Source organism: Hymenobacter convexus (assembly GCF_030580955.1).
Taxonomy (GTDB): Bacteria; Bacteroidota; Bacteroidia; order Cytophagales; family Hymenobacteraceae; genus Hymenobacter.
In genome coordinates this window covers 32539-49897 of record NZ_JAUQON010000005.1, presented here as the reverse complement: position 1 = coordinate 49897, position 17359 = coordinate 32539, and the positions used below count along the sequence as shown (strand labels likewise).

Here is a 17359-nt window from a genome sequence, read left to right as displayed (position 1 = left end):
TTTCGAATACCCACCTTTTTTTGCTCTTACCATGTCGTTTATCCCCACTGCCCCCACCGTTGAGCTTGTTGAGAAAGAAATTATCGGCACCCTGCACTTCGCCCCTGAAGACGTACTCTCCGACGAAGCCGCCCGCCAGCGCCGACGCGCTGATGCTGACCGCGCCGTAACCCTCGGCAATGCCTACCACGGCAAGCTCGACATCTACTTCCAAACTGCCGACGGCGAAACCAAGCGCGTAGCCACCACCGTGTGGGCCGCCGACGCCGACCACCTTACGCTGAAATCGGGGGCCTCGCTCCCATTGCGAGCGGTGTTGGGGTTTGATTTTTATTAGGTATAAAGCCCTCTAATGAAAAACCTCATGCTGAGCTTGTCGAAGCATCTCTACCGCGCGAGTTAATAATTGCGTTGTGCGGTAGAGATGCTTCGACAAGCTCAGCATGAGGTTCTTTTTTCCCCTAGGAACCAGCCTCAACCTACAGCCGCTGCAGTGTCTGCTCAATCATGGCATCGACCACGGCGCCGGCATTCTCCGCGAATTCGCCGGTAGCGCGGTTGGCCACGATGGCGTTCAGCGAAAGCACCTCGTGGCCCAGCAGACGGCCCAGCGAGTAGTAGCCGGCCGTTTCCATTTCGAAGTTGCTGAGGCGGAATTCGCCCTCGGCGCTCTGGTGGCGGAAATTTTGGAGGCGCGAAATGTAGTCGGGCGTGCGCAGGTCGAGGCGCAGGCGGCGGCCTTGCGGGCCGTAGAAACCGGGACAGGTGAGCGTATTGCCCATCACCATGCCAGCACCGAACTGCTCACGCAGGATATCGGAGCCGCGCACCACGTAGGGCGCGAAGGGCAGGCCCAGGGTGCGCTGCAGTTCGGTGGCAATTTCGGTTTCGAGGCCGGTTTCCATCAGCGGGTAGAACTGCATCAGGCTGTCGAGGCCCACGGCGTGCTCGGTGGCCAGCATCGCGCCAATCGGCACGTCGGCCTGCAGGCTGCCGCTGGTGCCCAGCCGGATGATGCGCAGGCTCATGCGCTCCTCAACGGGGCGCACGGTGCGGGCCATGAAGTCGATGTTCACCAGCGCATCCAGCTCGTTCATCACGATGTCGATGTTGTCGGTGCCCATGCCGGTGCTGAGCACCGTGATGCGTTTGCCGCGGTAGTAGCCCACGTGCGTCACGAATTCGCGATGCGTGGTTTCAAACTCCACCGAGTCGAAATGCCGGCTCACCTGGGCCACCCGGCCGGGGTCGCCCACGGTGAGGATGGTGTCGGAAATGTGGTCGGGCAGCAGGTTGAGGTGATAAATGCTGCCGTCGGGGTTCAGGATGAGCTCGGAGTTGGGAATCATAGTGGAGTAGGAAGCCTGCGCTTGCCGGGAAGAATTGGTGGTGGGAATCGGGGGCTCAAAGAACGGCAAGCGGATGCTTACTTCACGCTTTGTAGGAGGCCAAGCCCTGCGCCGGGTTGTAGTGGTTGCTGAGCTTGGGGTAGGCGCCGGTGCCGTCGTAGACGCGCTTGTCGGGGTGGACGGCGCAGGCGTCGGAGCAGGCGCCCTGCAGCTTTTCGCCGCAGGCCTCGCACAGCGGCAGATGGGCATTGCAGTGCGGGTTGGCGCAGTTGATGAGGCGGTTGCTGGGCGCCTGGCAGTGCTGGCAGCGCGAAATGACAGTCGGATTCACGCGGTTCACGTCCACGGCCACGCGGTTGTCGAACACGTAGCACTGGCCGTCGAAATCCTCGCCCCCGGCCTCAATGCCGTACTTTATGATGCCGCCGTGCAGCTGGTACACGTTTTCGAAACCCTGCTCCAGCAGAAAGGCGCTGGCTTTCTCGCACTTCACGCCGCCGGTGCAGTAAGTCAGGATTTTTTTGTCCTTGAATTCTTTCAGCCGCTCCACCCGCTCCGGGAAGTCGCGGAAGTTCTCAATGTCCAGCGTCACGGCGTTTTTGAAGCGGCCGAGGTTATACTCGTAGTCCGAACGCACGTCGACCACCACCACGTCGTCGCGGTCCTTCAACGCCTTAAACTCTTCGGGCGAAAGGTGCTGGCCGGTTTTTTCGTGGGGCCGCACGTGGCGCAGGCTGCTGTGCACAATTTCGGGCTTCACCCGCACGTGCAGCTTCTGGAAAGTGTGCGCGGCCACCTCGTCCACCTTAAACTCCAACGCATCGAAGCGCGGGTCGGCTTTCACGGCGGCCATGTAAGCGGCACAGCTTTCCACGGTGCCCGATACCGTGCCATTCAGCCCCTCGGCCGCTACAATGATGCGCCCGCGTAAGTCAAGCTCCAGGCACAGGCGATGGTGCTCGTCGCGGAATTGCTCGGGGTTTTCGAGGGGCGTATAGCAGTAATAAAGAAGAACTTGGTAGCTCATAGTTGTCAGTTGTTCGTTGTCAGTTGTCTGTCAGTTGAAGCGTATCCTAATCGAAATACTAACAACTGACAACGAGCAACTGACAACTAAAAGTTAAACTTTCACAGCCGGGTTGCCAAATACAGTTTGGCCGTTGGGTACATCGGCCACTACCACCGAGCCCGCGCCAACCCGGGCCTTGTCGCCGATTTTCACGCCGGCCACCACCACGGCGCCCGCGCCAATGAAGGCCAGCTCGCCCACCTGCACATCGGCCCCCAGCAGGGCGCCGCTGCCCAATTGGGCAAAGCTGCCCACCGAAGCGCGGGATTCCACCACGGCGTTGGCGCCCACCAGGCAACCGTCGCCAAGCGTAGCGGTAGCGGCTACCACGGCGTTGGGGCCCACGTAGTTGCCGTGGCCCAGGGTGGCGTGGTTTGAGACGCTGGCGCGCTCGTGAATGGCATTCACGGGCACTGCTTCGTACTCGTTGCGTAGCATTTCGGTGAGGCTGCGGCGGCTGGCGGTGTCCTCGGTGGCCACAAATACTTCGCACTTTTTGCCCAGCAGCTTCAGCAACTCGCCGTCGTCAGTGTTGCCCATCACGGGCACATCGAGCAGTTCGGTGCCCTGCAGTTTTTTATCGTCGTCGAGCAGGCAGTACACTACCACGTCGTTGGATAGAAAGGCATCGAGGGCGGCAGTGCCCACGGTTTGGGCACCAAGAATGATAACGGGATTTTCCATTTAGGGAGAGGCAGGCGTGGCACGGGGCGGGGAAAAATGTCCGGCCGCGGCAACGCCATGGTGCAAAGTTACGCGTTTGGCGTGCGTCCGGGCCGGGTCTGGATTAGCGAACCAACGCGCGCAAGCAAGCGGCGCAGGCCCTTGGCCGCGTAGTCGTTTTGCAGCAGCAGCAGCAACAAAAAGGGCAACAGGGTACTCCGGTAGCGGTGCAACGAGCCCAGATTGGGCGTGGTGATGCCAATAAGAAAGGCCAGCAACAAGCAAAACACGCTCAGCGCGAACACCACACCGAAGGGCAGGTGCCCCCCGCGCCCGCGCACCAGTGCCCACACCGCCAGCGCCAGCAGGAGTAGCAGCACCGCGTTTTCCAGCCCCGCCGCCAAATACAGCGGCTGGCGCGACTGCCCCGGCCACGGCTGGGTGAGGACGTTGGCCACTGCCTGCGGGGCGTGAGCCGCAATGCTGCTGGCCGTCGGCCGCAAATTGGGGTACTCAAAATGCGGACGGTCGGCCGACTGCACCACATCGAAGCTGTATACCTTAATAACCTGATAGACAAACTTATTGAGCCGAAACGCCACGCTGATTTCCGGCCCTATCCAGACTCCGGCGCCAAACACCGCCACTACTCCCAGCACCGCCGCCCACCGCCGCGGCAGCAGGCCCTCCAGCCCCCGCCCTACCGCCAGCCCTGCCAACACGGCCAGCAGCGGCAAGGCAAAAAAATAGCGCATCGCCACGTGCAAAACCGCCAGCGCGGCCGTGCCGGCCCACCAGCCGCCGCCCCGTGCCGAGCCGGCCGCCTTGCCGGCGTACAGCCAGGCCAGCACCCGAGCCGTGAGCCACGCGCCCGACCCCAACAGCACGGCTTCCTTGCTGATGCCCGTGGCCCAGAACCACACCGAGGGCCATACCAACAAAGCCACCACCCCGGCTCCGGCGGGCGTGCCCGGAAAGCAGGTGGCCAGGGCCCGTACCAACACCCAGCACCCAACGAATGCGAATACACTCAGGTACAGCGCGTTTACCTGAGCACAACCCAAAGAACCTAAGTTCAAAAGGGACAATATCTTAGCCATGTTCCAGGTATTGGAACTGCTTTGGTAAACGAATAAATACTTACCTGTCACGTTCGGCAATACCGTGACCGATTGGGTCAGCATTTGCACGAAATTCCACGGGTCCAGCCACAGCTGCTCCGTCACCACATCGCCCACCGAACTCATGTAGTTGGCATCCAGCTTCAGGTGCCAGTGTTTTGCCAGCCCGGTGCCCAGCCGCAGGCCCATGCCCAGCGCGAAAGCGCCACGCCACCAACCGGTGGCTTCGCCCCATTGCCGGGCCACCCACGGCAGCAGCCACAGCAGGAAAAGCGCATTCACCCCGACGGCTACCGCTAGTTTTATCAGCAGAAGGGCTAGTTCGTTTATCATCGAGCAATGCGGGGTTGCTGCACCAGCCGGCCGCCAATGGCGCAGTGCAGGCAACGACGCGGGACGCAGTACGTTTTGTGCAAGGCCAGCAAGCCCTGCGAGTCGGCCGCCGAGCGGTGCGTGAAGCCCAGGGCCTCGTATACATCCGTGAACTGGTTGTGCTCAGCGGGCAATTGGCCGAGCAGGGCCACGCTGCTTTCCACTACTTCGGGCTTATCCACGTAGCGGGCGTAGGCCACGCGCAGCGGCACCACCACGTTGGTAACGAGCAGGTCGATGCTGCTTTTGCCCAGGGCCGGCACCTTGCCCGGCCGCCCGGGCCGGAAGTGCGTGCGCCAATAGGCGGGCGCGGGCGCCTGAAAAAAGTCGGTGAGCGCCGCTACGCTTTGGGCCGTGAGCAGCGCATCGAACAGCGCGGGCCGGGCGTGTAGCAAGCCGGCCAGCTGGCCCAGCCGCACGGGCGGGAAGTTGGCCGGCCGCAGGCGCAGGTAATTCCACTCGTGCACCCGCAGCGCGGCCTCGCCTAAGCTGTATTTGTGCCGCAAAAACTCGTGTTCCTGCCTCAAGTCCCGAATGTAGTCGTCGCCGTTTGTCTCCTCATTTTCAACCAGAAACCCAGCCTGGCCAAACAGCAGCGCTTCGAGCTGGCGCTGGTCGTGCCGGTGCCGGCGGAGCACGGCCAGCGGCAGGGCCTTGGCCAGCCGGGCTAGCGGCTCACTGTTTTTCTGGAAGCCAAAAGCAGCCATCAGCGCGTGGTAGGCGGTGGCTTCCCAGTCCTGCCCCAGCGCCTGGTGCAGCTCCATAATGGTGTCGGCCTTGCGCTCCACGCGCTCGAGCAGGGCGCGCTCGGTCATCATCGTTTTCGTGATTTCGGGCACCAAGTCGAGCAGCGGAGCGCAGGGCAATGGCGCGGCGGCGGGAACTTCTACCAGGGCGGTATAGCGGGCCAGCAGCTCGGGCGCCAGCCGGGCCTGCAGGGGCAGCGCGGGGATGAGGCTGCCGTTGGTGCGGCGCACGTCGGCATCGGCGCTGCCTACCACGTGCAGTATTACCTGGTCGTACTTGAGGTCGGTTTGGTGGTTGTGGCGGGCCCAGTCGGAAGCGCGCAGGTGAATTTCCACGGCCCCGTTCCACTCCACCTCGCCAATGCGCAGGCGGGCGTTCAGGAAGTCGGGGCCGGCATCGGCGTTGCGGTGGCCGGGCCGCAGCACCTGGATTTCTTCTCCATCAGTGGTGCGCAAATCCAGCTTGTCGAAATACTGGTGCTGCCAAACGTAATGGAGAAAGTCTTCGCGCATGGGACAAATGTAAAACGGCCCGCCTCTTTCGAAGCGGGCCGTTTCTTAAATCAAGTTATTTGCGGAGCTTAACGTAGGTCCACCACTTTCACGCCTTTGTACTTGGCTTTGTCGAAGGCAAAGGTGCCAGCGTCGGTGGGGGGGTTGGGCTTGAAGTTTTTGATGAGGAAGGTGTACTGGTTGCCGTTCTTTTTGAACATCTGCCAGCTTTTCACCGACGCATCCTTCTTGCGCACCTTCAGGCGCACTTTAAACACGTCATTCTGGCGGTTTTCGGGCGCCAGCTCAATCACATCGAGGGGCTCGCCGCCTTCGGTCACCTGCTGCACGTAGGTGTACTTGTAGCCCTTTTTATACATCGTATAAATCTGGGAGGGCGACATATCCTGCGAGTCCGGGTCCGAATCCGAGATGTTCACCTCGTTCTCGTTCTTCAGATACGTCCAGGTGGTTTTGCCGTCGTTAATGACTTCCTGGCCGCTGATTTTGAGGCGGAATTTCTGGCCGCTCACCACAATGTCGCCGTTGATGTTTTGCTTCACCTTGGCACCGGGGTTTTCCAGTGTCTGGGTAAAAGTAGCCTGGAAAGCCTTCAATGCCTGATACTTGGCGCTCATCTGGTCGAGGATTTTGCCAGCTTTGGGGTCTTGCTGAGCCGCAGCGGGCAAAGCCAGCGAAACGGCGAGCAGCAAGAAGGAAATTGATTTTTTCATTAGAAGAGGAATGTTCAAAAGGCGCTGTGCGGGGTTTGAAAACCCTGATACGGATTCTGCTTAACAAACGTCCGGCCAAAAGGCGCGGGTGCCGCAAAATTTCGTTTTGCGGCACCCGCTCTACTTCATCGAATTGAGCAGTTGCTCCAACTGATATTCATCCGGAATGAGCACGTCGCGGGCCTTGCTGCCCTCGAACGGCCCCACGATGCCGGCGTGCTGAAGCTGGTCGATGAGGCGGCCGGCGCGGTTGTAGCCCAGCTTGAGCTTGCGCTGCAGCAGCGAGGTGCTGCCCTGCTGGTGCAGCACAATGCAGCGGGCGGCTTCCTCAAACATGGTGTCGCGCTCCGAAGGGTCCATTTCTTCGTTGCCGCTGCCCGCGTCGCCGTCGGCCCCGGCCACTTCGGGCAGTAGGTAGGCATCGGAGTAGCCCTGCTGCTCGCCAATGAAGTCGCAGACGCGGTCCACCTCGGGCGTGTCGATGAAGGCGCACTGCACGCGAATCAGGTCTGAGCCGGCCGAGAACAGCATGTCGCCCTGGCCGATGAGTTGGTCGGCCCCGCCGGTGTCGAGAATGGTGCGCGAGTCGATTTTGCTGGTCACCTTAAAGGAGATGCGGCAGGGGAAGTTGGCCTTGATGATGCCGGTAATTACGTTTACCGAGGGGCGCTGGGTAGCCACGATGAGGTGAATGCCGATGGCGCGGGCCAGCTGGGCCAAGCGGGCAATGGGCGTTTCCACTTCCTTACCGGCCGTCATCATCAGGTCGGCCAGCTCGTCAATCACCAGCACGATGAAAGGCAGGAAGCGGTGGCCCTTTTTGGGGTTCAGCCGGCGCTCGATGAACTTGGCGTTGTACTCCTTCAGGTTGCGGCAGCCGGCTTCCTTGAGGAGGTCGTAGCGCCGGTCCATCTCCATGCAGAGCGAGTTGAGCGTGTTCACCACCTTCTTGGTATCGGTGATGATGGCCTCGTCGGTGTCGGGCAGCTTGGCCAGGTAGTGGCGCTCAATCTTGTTGAAGATGCTCAGTTCTACCTTTTTGGGGTCGACGAGCACGAATTTTAGCGTGGCCGGGTGGCGCTTGTAGAGCAGCGAGGCCAGAATCACGTTCAGGCCTACCGACTTGCCCTGGCCCGTGGCGCCGGCCATGAGCAGGTGGGGCATCTTGGCCAAATCGGCCACGAACACCTCGTTGGTGATGGTGCGGCCGAAGGCGATGGGCAGGTCCATTTCGGTCTTGGCAAACTTCTCCGAGCCCAGCACCGAACGGATGCTCACCATTTCCTTCTTCGTGTTCGGCACCTCGATGCCGATGGTGCCTTTGCCCGGAATGGGCGCGATAATGCGGATGCCCAACGCGGCCAAACTCAAGGCAATATCATCTTCCAGGCTCTTGATTTTGGAGATGCGCACGCCCACTTCGGGCACAATCTCATAGAGCGTGACCGTGGGCCCGATGGTGGCCTTGATGCTAGCGATGCCGATGCCGTAGTGCCCCAGCGTCTCCACAATGCGGTCCTTGTTGGCTTCGAGTTCCTCCTTGGTTACCTGGGCTTTGGGGATGCCATAGTCGTTGAGCAGCTCCAGGGTGGGGAACTGGAAGCGCGCGAGGTCCAGCGTGGGGTCGTAGTTGCCGGGCGGCATGGCGTCCTCGTCCTCGTCGGCCACGGCGGCGATATCGGCCCCGGCGTTGGGGTCCAGGTCGTCGCGGCCCGGCACGGTGATTTCGAGCGGGCGCGGGGCGGCCGGCACTACGGGCAGCAATGGCGCCACGGCGGGCATGTCGCCATCGGCCAGGTCGGCCAGCGACAGCGGCGTGGGAATGGTGGATGCCGGCACGGCAGGAGCCACGGCGGGCTCCGGTTCGGCCACGGGCAATTCGAAGGAGAATGACGGGCCGCTCACGGCCAGCGGCAGGGCGGCCCCGGCAGTGGCTGACGTGGCAGTCGTAGCGGCCGAGGCCGCAGAAACACCCGCCGAAACGGCCGGCGCCACCACGGCGCCAGCCACGCTCAGCGGCAGGCCGGCGCCTATGCGGGGGGCCGGCTCGAACTCCTGCGGAACTGGGGTTTCTTCCGGCTCGTCGTCGTGGAGCTGCAGGGCCGGGCCGGCGGCCTGGGCACCACCGGCAGATACCGAGGCCGCCGAAGTGACCATGATTTCGGGGGCGGCGGGGCGCGTTTTCAGCGTCATTTGCGGCGCGGCTGGCGCGGCCACGGGGGCGGCAGCGGCGGCCTGTTCGGCGGCAATTTCAGCTTCCAGCTCGGCGTCCTCCTCGGCGTCGTCTTCGGTGCTGAGGCTTCGGAAACGGCCCAGGTTGAGGCTGGTGACGTTGAAGAAGAACACCACAAACGAAATCAGCGCGAAGGCCAGCAGCAGCACCGTGCCCCAGCCGATGAGGCTGTCGAGCCAGGAGGCGGCCTCAAAGCCCACGCCGCCGCACAGGAAATCGAGGCGGTGGGCCAGCACCGGGTCGGCACCGGGCGTGGCCAGCGTCACCACCACATAGCCCAGTAGCACGCTCAGCCAGGCCATCGTGAACAGGCCCAGCGCCATCACATAACTCACCGAAACCTTGGCGGTGCGAAACACAATCTTCGCCCCCAGAAAAAACACGATGGGAATGAGGGCATACGCCGCCACGCCAAACAGCTTGTAAATGAACAACTGCGCCGCCCAGGCTCCGAGCAGGCCCAGCCAGTTGCCCGATTCCTGCCCGGCTTCCTTCGTCGGAATGGTGCCCATGGCGGCCACCACGCTCTGGTCGGCGTGGCCGGTGAAGAGGAAGGAGGTGAAGGCAATGGTGAGGTACAAACTGCCCAGCAGCAGGCCAAAACCCACAAACAGGTGGAAACGGCGGTCGCGCAGCACGTCGAGCACCTTGCCCACGCCGGGCAGGGGGCCGCGCGGCTCGCGGGGTGGGCGGGCGGGCTTGGCGGGCGGCGCTTGGCGGGCGGCTTTGGGCACGTTGGCGGCAGCGGGCCGGGGCTCGGCGGCGCTGGCCGGGGCGGGCTCGGGGGCCGGGCCGTTGGCGCGCGCCTCGTTGCGCCGCGTGGGCCGGGGCTCGGCGGGGCGGTTAGCCGAGGGGCCGGCGGGGGTATTTTTATAGCGGTTATCGGCCATTCGGAAGAGGCATAAAGGCCAAATTTACACACGGCGGGCGGGATGCGGGCCGAACGTTTGCGGAATATAAAGCCTGTCCGTCATCCTGCGCGCCGCGAAGAGCCTTATCACCAATGAACGACGACGGGCAACCCCGAACAGGCATGCGTGACAAGGTTCTTCGCGGCACTCAGCACGACAGCCCAAACACCATCACCAACTCCTCCCCCACCCTAGCTGCGCGGGTGAAACTCGGTAATCACCTGCCGCAGGAAATCGCGGTCCAGGTGGGTGTAGATTTCGGTGGTGGTGATGCTGGCGTGGCCCAGCATTTCCTGCACAGCGCGCAGGTCGGCCCCGCCCTCAATCAAATGCGTGGCGAAGGAATGGCGCAGCGTGTGCGGGCTGATGGTTTTGCGCAAGCCCGCCTGCTCGGCCACTTTCTTGAGCGTGGTGAAGACGGTGATGCGCGAGAGCGGGCGGCCACGCTGGCTCAGGAAGGCAAAATCTTCGGCGCCGGGCTTGATGTCGAGGTGGCCGCGCACGCCGCTGAGGTAGAAGTTGAGGTGCTTGAGGGCTTCGCGGCCCACGGGCACGAGGCGCTCTTTATTGCCCTTGCCCACCACTTTCATGAAGCCTTCGTCGGTGTAAATGTTGCTCAGGCGCAGGTCGCACAGCTCGCTCACGCGCAGGCCCGACGAGTAGAGCACCTCCAGCAGGGCGCGGGTGCGCAGGCCCTCGTCGGTGCTCAGGTCGATGGCGGCCAGCAGCTGCTCCACCTCGGGGTAGCTGAGCGTGTCGGGCAGGTGGCGGCCGGTTTTGGGGGCTTCCAGCGTGTCGGTGGGGTCAAGCTTCAGCAGGTCTTCCATGATGAGGAAGTTGAAAAACGCCTTGAGGCCGGACAACGTGCGGGCCTGCGAGGTAGCGCCCAGCCCGAGCCCCTGCAACGTGCTCAGAAACTCGCGCAATACCTCGGTGCTGACTTGCAGCGGGCCGATGGGCAGCTTCTGGAACACGAGAAACTGCTGCAGCTTGGCGGCGTCGCGTACGTAGGCTTCCACCGAATTGGGCGAGAGGGATTTTTCGAGGCGCAGGTAGCCGTCGAACTGTTTGAGGGCCTGGGGCCAGGTCATGGGCTTGGACGTTTGAATCGGCAAAGAACGGAGGTAGAGACGCGACACTTCGCGTCTTTGCATGTGCGCTGTTCGAGCGTCGCTGGAAAATTTCCTGACGACATCGTTCAACGACGAGACGCGAAGTGTCGCATTGCTACCTCCGTTCTTTGGCCTTCAAAACCTCCAACATGGACATCTTAATTCTCAACGGCCCCAACCTCAACCTGCTCGGCCGCCGCGAGCCCGGCATCTACGGCAACCGCTCTTTTGAAGACTTTTTCCCCGAGCTCGAAGAAGCCTTCCCGCAACTAACGCTCACGCAGTTTCAGTCTAACCACGAGGGTGTGCTCATTGATAAGCTGCACGAGGTGGGCTTCTCGCACCACGGCATCGTGCTCAACGCCGGCGGCTACACCCACACCAGCGTGGCCCTGGCCGATGCCGTGGCTGCCATCAACACGCCCGTGGTGGAGGTGCACCTGAGCAACCTGCACGCCCGCGAAGACTTCCGCCAGAAGAGCCTGCTGGGCCGCCACTGCGCCGGCAGCATCAGCGGCTTCGGGCTGGAAAGCTACCGGCTGGCCGTGCAGTGGTTCGTGAACCAGCAGCCCAAGCGCGTCGGGTTTCGGGTGTAGCCGGCACCACAGCGGGCCGCGGATTTTTCGGATTTCCCGGATTTTGTCGGCGGAAGTCTGCGACCTTTGTGCCCAACAACTTTTCGGCTCGCTACACGCTTTCCCAAGCGCCCTCGTTAGAGCCGGGCAGGTGGCGGCTGGCAATACGCCGCCCTCAAAATCCGTGAAATCCGAAAAATCCGCGGCCCGCCGTGGTTCCGACAATGTATACTTTCAATCCCGGGCCTTCGGCCGTATATCCGGCCGTGCGCCAGTACCTTACCGATGCTTTTGACGAGAACTGGCTCTCGGCCGGGCACCGGTCCGAAAAAGTAATCGGCTTGGTGCGCCAAACCGTCACCGACCTCAAAACCAAGCTCAACGTGCCGCAGGACTACACCGTCCTGTTCACCGGCTCGGCCACCGAGTGCTGGGAAATTCTGGCCCAGAGCCTGACGCCGCGCCGCTCGTTTCACCTTTACAACGGCGATTTTGGCGAGAAGTGGTACAAGTACGCCAAAGCCCTGCGCCCGGCCAGCACGGGCATGAGCTTCGGGCTCGATGAGCTGCCCGACATTGCCAGCCTGCCCTTCGCCGCCGACGACACCGACTTGGTGTGCATCACGCAGAATGAAACCAGCACCGCCACCCAGCTGCGCGAAGGTTTCATTCTCAACCTCTACAACCGCCTCGGCGGCGCCCTGCTGGCCGTGGACGCCACCAGCTCGCTGGCCGGCCTGAACCTGAAGTACATCAAGGCCGACGTGTGGTTTGGCTCGGTGCAGAAGTGCTTCGGCCTGCCCGCCGGCCTGGGCGTGATGATTTTGTCGCCAAGAGCGGTGGCCCTGGCCAAAACCGTGAACGACCGGGCTCACTACAACGCCCTGCCCGCCATGCTCAGCCAGATGCTGAACTACCAGACCAACTACACGCCCAACGTGCTGGACATCTACCTGTTGAGCCGCGTGCTGGCCGACCGCGAGCCCATCAAAGCCGTGCACCAACACCTTGTGGACCGCGCCGAGAAGCTCTACGCCTTTTTCGAGCAGGCCACGCCGCTTTCGCCCCTCGTCCACAACTACGAAACTCGCTCCACTACCGTCATTGGCCTGCGTGGCGATGCGGCCCTCATCGAAGAAATCAAGAACAAAGCCAAGGAGGCCGGCCTGCAGCTCGGCAGCGGCTACGGCCCGCTGAAAAACACCACCATCCGCATCGCCAACTTCCCTGCCGTGCCCGATGCGGCGATGGAAGCCCTGGTGCAGTTTTTCGTGAAGGAATATCCGGGGTGATGGGGGCTTAAAACAGAAAAAGAACGTCATGCTGCGCGCAGCCGACGCATCTCGCTCGCTTCGTTGCAATAGCATTGAATTACTGCCGCACGCGAGATGCGTCGACTGCGCGCAGCATGACGTTCAAAAAGCACCATTACGCCCATGTTCAATTTCCAGCACATCCTTTCCGTTACGCTCACGCTGTTTGCGGTGATTGATATCATCGGCTCCATCCCGATTATCATCCAGATTCGGCAGCGCGAAGGGCAGATTAAAGCCGAGCTGGCCACCTGCGTGGCGGGCTGCCTCATGGTGGCCTTCCTCTTTTTGGGTCAGAGCATTCTGAGCTTGCTGGGCGTTGACAACGAAAGCTTTGCGCTGGCCGGGGCGGTCATCATCTTCCTCATCGGGCTCGAAATGATACTCGGCATCCAGCTTTTTCATTCCGACCTCACGGCCAGCACCGGCTCCATTGTGCCACTGGCGTTTCCACTCATCACCGGGGCGGGCACCATGACCACGCTGCTCTCGCTGCGCGCCGCTTATAGCCTGCCCAACATTCTAGTGGGCATTTTGCTCAACCTCGTGTTTGTGTACGCGGTGCTCAAAACCAGCCCCTGGATTGAGCGCAAGCTCGGCAAAGCCGGCGAGGACGTGCTGCGCCGCGTGTTCGGCGTGATACTGCTGGCCATCGCCATCAAGCTTTTCAAAGCAAATTTTTAATTAATTGCCAGATTGCTGAATGGCTGCGTTGTTGAACTGTTTCGATTAATTCGCACCAATTCAACCATTTAACAGTCCAGCAATTCAGCCATACCATCAATGATTCACCTGTTCACCGACGGCTCGGCCCGCGGCAACCCCGGTCCCGGCGGCTACGGCGCCATTCTGCGCTATGGCCCCCACGAGAAGGAGCTCACCCAGGGCTTCCGCCTCACCACCAACAACCGCATGGAGCTGCTGGCCGTGATTGTAGGCCTCGAAGCCGTGACGCGGCCCGAGCTGCCCATCCGCGTGGTATCCGATTCGAAGTACGTGGTCGATGCCGTGGAAAAAAAGTGGGTATTCGGCTGGGCCGTCAAGGCCGATTTCGGCAAAAAGGCCAACGAGGACCTGTGGCGCCGCTTCCTGCGCGTGTATAAGCAGCGCAAAGTCACTTTCCACTGGATAAAAGGCCACGCCGGCCACGCCGAAAACGAGCGTTGCGACGTGCTGGCGGTGCAAAGCGCCACCGGCAAAGGGCTGCTGGTGGACGAGGGGTATGAGGCAAAAATGGATGCGGCCAAAAATTCTTGAATAGCAGTGATTATTTATGAAACGATTTAACAGCAACGCACTTCCAAAACAGTAATGACAAAATTTTCAGGTACTGCGGATAAATTAAAACATATAATTGAAGCGCAGAATTTGCGTGGAACCTGGGAAGATTTTCCACAAGGCTTACGTTACCGCACACCCGACAAAGCAACAATAAGTTGGTATTCCTCGACAAAAACCATTCTGTTACAAGGCAATCAGGCCGCGAAAGATAAACTTTCCGCACTTATTCAAATTCTTGAAAGTCATGAGGCCACTCCGGCTTCCACGACGCCAAATAGAGGTATTTTAACAGCAGACACACCAATAAAAAAAATATTCCTGGTTCATGGCCATGACCATGCATCCCTTGAACAATTGGAATTAGTCATCCGCAAACTAGGGATTCAACCATTTGTCTTGGCCAATACAAGTGGAAAGGGACTAACTATTATGGAGGCTTTGGAGGCGGAAATTGGGACAAAGGGTAGCTCTGCCTGTGGAATTGTTTTGCTTACGCCCGATGATATGGGGTACGCAAAAGTTGATGGAGCCGAAAGTATCCAGCCGCGAGCCCGGCAGAACGTAATTCTTGAGATGGGGATGTTGATGGCGGCAGTGGGCCGTCCCAATACCATCATTTTAAAAAAAGGGAAACTGGAATTACCATCCGATGCAGGCAATCAGCTCTACATTCCTTTTCAGAACCACGTAAAGGAAACTGTCCCTAAACTAGTTTCCCGGTTGAAGGACGCGGGTTTTTCTATCGAAGCGCAACATATTATCGATGCGGCTTCCTGAATGGACTCATTAGTCGGCTGATTTACATGCCCAACGACTACTTCCAGTTCCAGCAGTTCCGCCTCGAACAAGGCGCGTGCGCCATGAAGGTGAGCACCGACGCCTGCCTGCTGGGCGCGGCGGCCGACCTGACCGGCGCCACCCACCTGCTCGATATCGGTACCGGCACCGGCCTGCTGGCCCTGATGGCCGCTCAGCGCCACCCCACCGTCGATATTCAGGCCATTGAGATTGACGAGGCAGCCGCGGCCCAGGCAGCCGCCAACGTGGCGGCCAGCCCGTGGGCCAACCGCCTGCGGGCACACGCGCTAAGCCTGGCCGACTATGCGGCCACCCAGCCCGCCGCATTCAGCCACATCATCTGCAACCCGCCGTTTTTCCGGCAGTCGCTCCGCTCGCCGGACGCGGCCCGTACTGCCGCCCGCCACGAAAATGCGAGCTCTCTCTCTTTCGAAGCTCTAGCTGCATTCGCAGATGAGCTGCTACTGCCCGAAGGCTTGCTCACCGTGTTGCTGCCACCGGCCGAGATGCAGGCTTTTGAGGCAGTGGCGGCGCAGGCTGGGCTTCGCCCCGCCACCCGGCTGGTGGTGCGGCATCGGCCCGGCAGCAAGCCGCTGCGGCACATCACCGGGTTTCGGCGGGAAGCGGACGCGGTGCAGGAAACGGAACTGACAATTCGGGCTGCGGGCGATGATACGCTGTACTCGGCGGATTTCCGGGCCCTGTTGGCCGGGTTCTATCTGGCACTGTAGCATTGTAGCGTGGACTCGGCGAGTCCGCGCCGGGGTGGAAACAACCGCGCGGACTTACGGCGTCCGCGCTACACCAGTCCCGCCAGCAGCCCCAGCTTCTCGCGGTGCAGGCTGTCGAGCAAATCGGTTTCCAGCGTGCCGAACTCGGCGGCGGTGTAGTGGCGCTGCACGTGTCCGCCCGCCAGCACCGAAATCTCATTGCAGGTTTCGGTAAGGGCGCCCAGCATGTGCGAGGTGAGCAAAATGCCCGTGCCCCGGTCGCGCAGCCGTTTCAGAATTTCCTTCAACAGCAGGTTGGCTTCGAGGTCGAGGCCGTTGAAGGGCTCGTCGAGGATGAGGTAGTCGAGGTTTTGCACCAGCAGGGCCAGCAGCGCCAGCTTCTTGCGCATGCCGGCTGAGTATTCGTCGGCATACTGGTCGAGGGGCAGTTCCAGCAGCTGGTTCCAGGTCTCGAAATTAACTACCGGCTGGCCCCGCGCCTGCAGGCAAAATTCCAGGTACTCGCGCCCGGTGAGGCGCGGGTAGAAGTACGGCTCGTAAGGCAGCAGGCCGGTGTGCTGGCGCACGGCGCGGCCAGCGGTGTCGTGGACTGTGCCGCCGAAGTCGCTTTCCAGCCCGTAGAGGCAATTGATAAGGGTGGTCTTGCCCGCGCCGTTGGCTCCCACCAGGCCGTGAATAGCGCCGGGCTGCAGGGTCAGGCTCACATCGTGCAGAACTACGTGGCTGCCGTAGGCCTTGCGCAGATTCAGGATTTCAAGCATGTTATTGAATGAATATTTGACGCTAAAACATCATGCTTCGCTGCGCGCTGCATGACGTTCTGGTGTCGGTCTATACTCCCCCAGCACCGCGCGCAGCCGGCGCTGGCTTTGCCAGACGAGCCCGCCCACGGCCACCAGCAGCAACACCGGGTACACCGGGTGGCCGGGCAACAGCAGCGCCACCCCCACCACGAGGGCCTGCGTAGTCCGGATGTGCACCGCATTGGGATAAAAAGCATATTTGGTCAAAATCAGCAGCGCCACCAGCCCCAGCCAGAAGACGCCTACCGCCAGCGTGCCCCCCACGCCAGCGGGCCCCGCCGCCAACAGCCAGAAAAATGGTGCCCCGGTCAGGGCGGCGTAGCCTGTGCCCAGTGCCAGGCGGCGGCGCAGAAACTGCTGCGGGGTGCGCGCAGCCACCGCCAGCATGGCCAGCGGCTCCGGCGTGCCGTAGCTACCTAGCAGCACCAGCAGCCATCCTAGCAGGGCTAGGCCCGGACCCAAGGGCGTCTCGTGCTGCCAAACGGCCCCGGCCAGCAGCGCTGGCCACGCCCAATGGCCACCCGCCCGCAAGCCACTCACCCACTCAAACGCCTCGCTCCGAAACAAGCTGTGCGCCCGCTGCCGGGTGCTGCGGCTTTCGCGGGCGGGGGGCAGGGCGGCCGCGGCCGGGGCCAGCCCCAGCGTGAGCGCGGCCGCACTCCAGCCGCCAAACGCCAGCAGCACCACCGCGGCCGGCAGCGCCACCAAGGCGTATTCTGCGGCCACCCACCAATGATAATCCGGCGCGCTGGTGGCCAGAAAACGTAAGTCGGCCCGCTGCCGGTGGGCCGAGGCCAGGGCCAGCGCCACCAGCACCGGCACAGCCCACTGGCCTATCGGGTGGGGCGCGGCCAGCACCAAAGCCCGTCCCAGCATCACCGCCAACACCGGCCCCAACAGCGCCAGCCGCACCACCCCCACTTCGCCGAGCAAGCGCAACAGCAGACGGCCGCGCAATAGTAAGTAAGCCCGGAGTGGTATCATGCCCGCAAGTAACGCCCATTGCCAGGCTACTATTGCAGTATCAGGAGCCGTTACACCACGGCTAGCCTGGCG

The 17359-nt window shown here is 61.8% G+C and carries 17 protein-coding genes; 7 read left to right on the top strand and 10 right to left on the bottom strand.

Translation table 11 applies throughout. The annotated features are described in order from the left end of the window. Positions 1 to 31: 31 nt before the first annotated feature. Entirely contained in the window at positions 32 to 337 is a 306-nt protein-coding gene (locus Q4S41_RS11885) for a hypothetical protein (RefSeq protein ID WP_305031343.1), read from the top strand. A 142-nt stretch (positions 338 to 479) separates the two neighbouring features. Here the strand turns inward: Q4S41_RS11885 and Q4S41_RS11880 are convergent, their stop codons facing one another. From Q4S41_RS11880 to xerD, 8 genes are all read right to left on the bottom strand, one after another. Next, positions 480 to 1349: a nucleoside phosphorylase gene (locus Q4S41_RS11880; protein ID WP_305031342.1), complete on the bottom strand. Its 870-nt coding sequence runs from the start codon at positions 1347 to 1349 to the stop codon at positions 480 to 482. 82 nt (positions 1350 to 1431) lie between these two features. After that, on the bottom strand, positions 1432 to 2376 hold the full coding sequence (trhO, locus tag Q4S41_RS11875; protein WP_305031341.1) for an oxygen-dependent tRNA uridine(34) hydroxylase TrhO: 945 nt from the start codon (positions 2374 to 2376) through the stop codon (positions 1432 to 1434). A 93-nt stretch (positions 2377 to 2469) separates the two neighbouring features. Then, the gene (locus Q4S41_RS11870) at positions 2470 to 3102 is read right to left on the bottom strand and encodes a NeuD/PglB/VioB family sugar acetyltransferase (protein WP_305031340.1); all 633 of its coding nucleotides are present in this window, start codon (positions 3100 to 3102) and stop codon (positions 2470 to 2472) included. A gap of 68 nt (positions 3103 to 3170) precedes the next feature. Continuing rightward, a complete protein-coding gene (locus Q4S41_RS11865; protein ID WP_305031339.1) occupies positions 3171 to 4535 on the bottom strand; it encodes a hypothetical protein in 1365 nt (454 codons plus the stop codon). Further along, positions 4532 to 5833 (bottom strand): DUF2851 family protein, encoded by a 1302-nt coding sequence (locus tag Q4S41_RS11860; RefSeq protein WP_305031338.1) that lies wholly within the window; start codon positions 5831 to 5833, stop codon positions 4532 to 4534. The genes Q4S41_RS11865 and Q4S41_RS11860 overlap by 4 nt, the downstream gene beginning before the upstream one ends. A gap of 68 nt (positions 5834 to 5901) precedes the next feature. Beyond that, positions 5902 to 6546 carry a LolA family protein gene (locus Q4S41_RS11855; RefSeq protein ID WP_305031337.1) on the bottom strand — a complete coding sequence of 215 codons (645 nt, stop codon included), beginning with the start codon at positions 6544 to 6546 and terminating at the stop codon, positions 5902 to 5904. A 120-nt stretch (positions 6547 to 6666) separates the two neighbouring features. Further along, positions 6667 to 9669 (bottom strand): FtsK/SpoIIIE family DNA translocase, encoded by a 3003-nt coding sequence (locus tag Q4S41_RS11850; RefSeq protein ID WP_305031336.1) that lies wholly within the window; start codon positions 9667 to 9669, stop codon positions 6667 to 6669. Positions 9670 to 9881: 212 nt separating this feature from the next. Then, the gene (gene xerD / locus Q4S41_RS11845) at positions 9882 to 10781 is read right to left on the bottom strand and encodes a site-specific tyrosine recombinase XerD (protein ID WP_305031696.1); all 900 of its coding nucleotides are present in this window, start codon (positions 10779 to 10781) and stop codon (positions 9882 to 9884) included. Between the two features lie 170 nt (positions 10782 to 10951). On the opposite strand from xerD, the gene aroQ reads away from it, so the two are divergent. The 6 genes from aroQ (at position 10952) to Q4S41_RS11815 (ending at position 15500) form a co-directional block, all read left to right on the top strand. Further along, positions 10952 to 11398: a type II 3-dehydroquinate dehydratase gene (gene aroQ / locus Q4S41_RS11840; RefSeq protein WP_305031335.1), complete on the top strand. Its 447-nt coding sequence runs from the start codon at positions 10952 to 10954 to the stop codon at positions 11396 to 11398. A 203-nt stretch (positions 11399 to 11601) separates the two neighbouring features. After that, positions 11602 to 12669: an aminotransferase class V-fold PLP-dependent enzyme gene (locus Q4S41_RS11835; RefSeq protein ID WP_305031334.1), complete on the top strand. Its 1068-nt coding sequence runs from the start codon at positions 11602 to 11604 to the stop codon at positions 12667 to 12669. 144 nt (positions 12670 to 12813) lie between these two features. Further along, positions 12814 to 13374, top strand: coding sequence for a MarC family protein (locus Q4S41_RS11830; RefSeq protein ID WP_305031333.1), 561 nt, complete (start codon positions 12814 to 12816; stop codon positions 13372 to 13374). 99 nt (positions 13375 to 13473) lie between these two features. After that, complete coding sequence (gene rnhA / locus Q4S41_RS11825; protein WP_305031332.1) at positions 13474 to 13947, top strand: ribonuclease HI; 474 nt, start codon at positions 13474 to 13476, stop codon at positions 13945 to 13947. Positions 13948 to 14001: 54 nt separating this feature from the next. Continuing rightward, positions 14002 to 14748 carry a nucleotide-binding protein gene (locus Q4S41_RS11820; protein WP_305031331.1) on the top strand — a complete coding sequence of 249 codons (747 nt, stop codon included), beginning with the start codon at positions 14002 to 14004 and terminating at the stop codon, positions 14746 to 14748. A gap of 26 nt (positions 14749 to 14774) precedes the next feature. Continuing rightward, positions 14775 to 15500, top strand: coding sequence for a tRNA1(Val) (adenine(37)-N6)-methyltransferase (locus tag Q4S41_RS11815; RefSeq protein ID WP_305031330.1), 726 nt, complete (start codon positions 14775 to 14777; stop codon positions 15498 to 15500). Positions 15501 to 15568: 68 nt separating this feature from the next. Here Q4S41_RS11815 and Q4S41_RS11810 read toward each other — a convergent pair whose 3' ends face one another. Then, entirely contained in the window at positions 15569 to 16261 is a 693-nt protein-coding gene (locus Q4S41_RS11810) for an ABC transporter ATP-binding protein (RefSeq protein ID WP_305031329.1), read from the bottom strand. Between the two features lie 30 nt (positions 16262 to 16291). After that, positions 16292 to 17287 carry a hypothetical protein gene (locus tag Q4S41_RS11805; RefSeq protein ID WP_305031328.1) on the bottom strand — a complete coding sequence of 332 codons (996 nt, stop codon included), beginning with the start codon at positions 17285 to 17287 and terminating at the stop codon, positions 16292 to 16294. Between the last annotated feature and the right edge of the window lie 72 nt (positions 17288 to 17359).

Bases quoted from the DNA above. Each gene is read 5' to 3' on its own strand.
- Q4S41_RS11820 (WP_305031331.1), top strand. From the start codon at position 14,002: ATGACAAAATTTTCAGGTACTGCGGATAAATTAAAACATATAATTGAA.
- Q4S41_RS11865 (WP_305031339.1), bottom strand. From the start codon at position 4,535: ATGATAAACGAACTAGCCCTTCTGCTGATAAAACTAGCGGTAGCCGTC.
- Q4S41_RS11850 (WP_305031336.1), bottom strand. From the start codon at position 9,669: ATGGCCGATAACCGCTATAAAAATACCCCCGCCGGCCCCTCGGCTAAC.
- xerD (WP_305031696.1), bottom strand. From the start codon at position 10,781: ATGACCTGGCCCCAGGCCCTCAAACAGTTCGACGGCTACCTGCGCCTC.
- aroQ (WP_305031335.1), top strand. From the start codon at position 10,952: ATGGACATCTTAATTCTCAACGGCCCCAACCTCAACCTGCTCGGCCGC.
- Q4S41_RS11805 (WP_305031328.1), bottom strand. From the start codon at position 17,287: ATGATACCACTCCGGGCTTACTTACTATTGCGCGGCCGTCTGCTGTTG.
- Q4S41_RS11815 (WP_305031330.1), top strand. From the start codon at position 14,775: ATGCCCAACGACTACTTCCAGTTCCAGCAGTTCCGCCTCGAACAAGGC.
- rnhA (WP_305031332.1), top strand. From the start codon at position 13,474: ATGATTCACCTGTTCACCGACGGCTCGGCCCGCGGCAACCCCGGTCCC.
- Q4S41_RS11855 (WP_305031337.1), bottom strand. From the start codon at position 6,546: ATGAAAAAATCAATTTCCTTCTTGCTGCTCGCCGTTTCGCTGGCTTTG.
- Q4S41_RS11860 (WP_305031338.1), bottom strand. From the start codon at position 5,833: ATGCGCGAAGACTTTCTCCATTACGTTTGGCAGCACCAGTATTTCGAC.
- Q4S41_RS11870 (WP_305031340.1), bottom strand. From the start codon at position 3,102: ATGGAAAATCCCGTTATCATTCTTGGTGCCCAAACCGTGGGCACTGCC.
- Q4S41_RS11880 (WP_305031342.1), bottom strand. From the start codon at position 1,349: ATGATTCCCAACTCCGAGCTCATCCTGAACCCCGACGGCAGCATTTAT.
- trhO (WP_305031341.1), bottom strand. From the start codon at position 2,376: ATGAGCTACCAAGTTCTTCTTTATTACTGCTATACGCCCCTCGAAAAC.
- Q4S41_RS11835 (WP_305031334.1), top strand. From the start codon at position 11,602: ATGTATACTTTCAATCCCGGGCCTTCGGCCGTATATCCGGCCGTGCGC.
- Q4S41_RS11810 (WP_305031329.1), bottom strand. From the start codon at position 16,261: ATGCTTGAAATCCTGAATCTGCGCAAGGCCTACGGCAGCCACGTAGTT.
- Q4S41_RS11830 (WP_305031333.1), top strand. From the start codon at position 12,814: ATGTTCAATTTCCAGCACATCCTTTCCGTTACGCTCACGCTGTTTGCG.
- Q4S41_RS11885 (WP_305031343.1), top strand. From the start codon at position 32: ATGTCGTTTATCCCCACTGCCCCCACCGTTGAGCTTGTTGAGAAAGAA.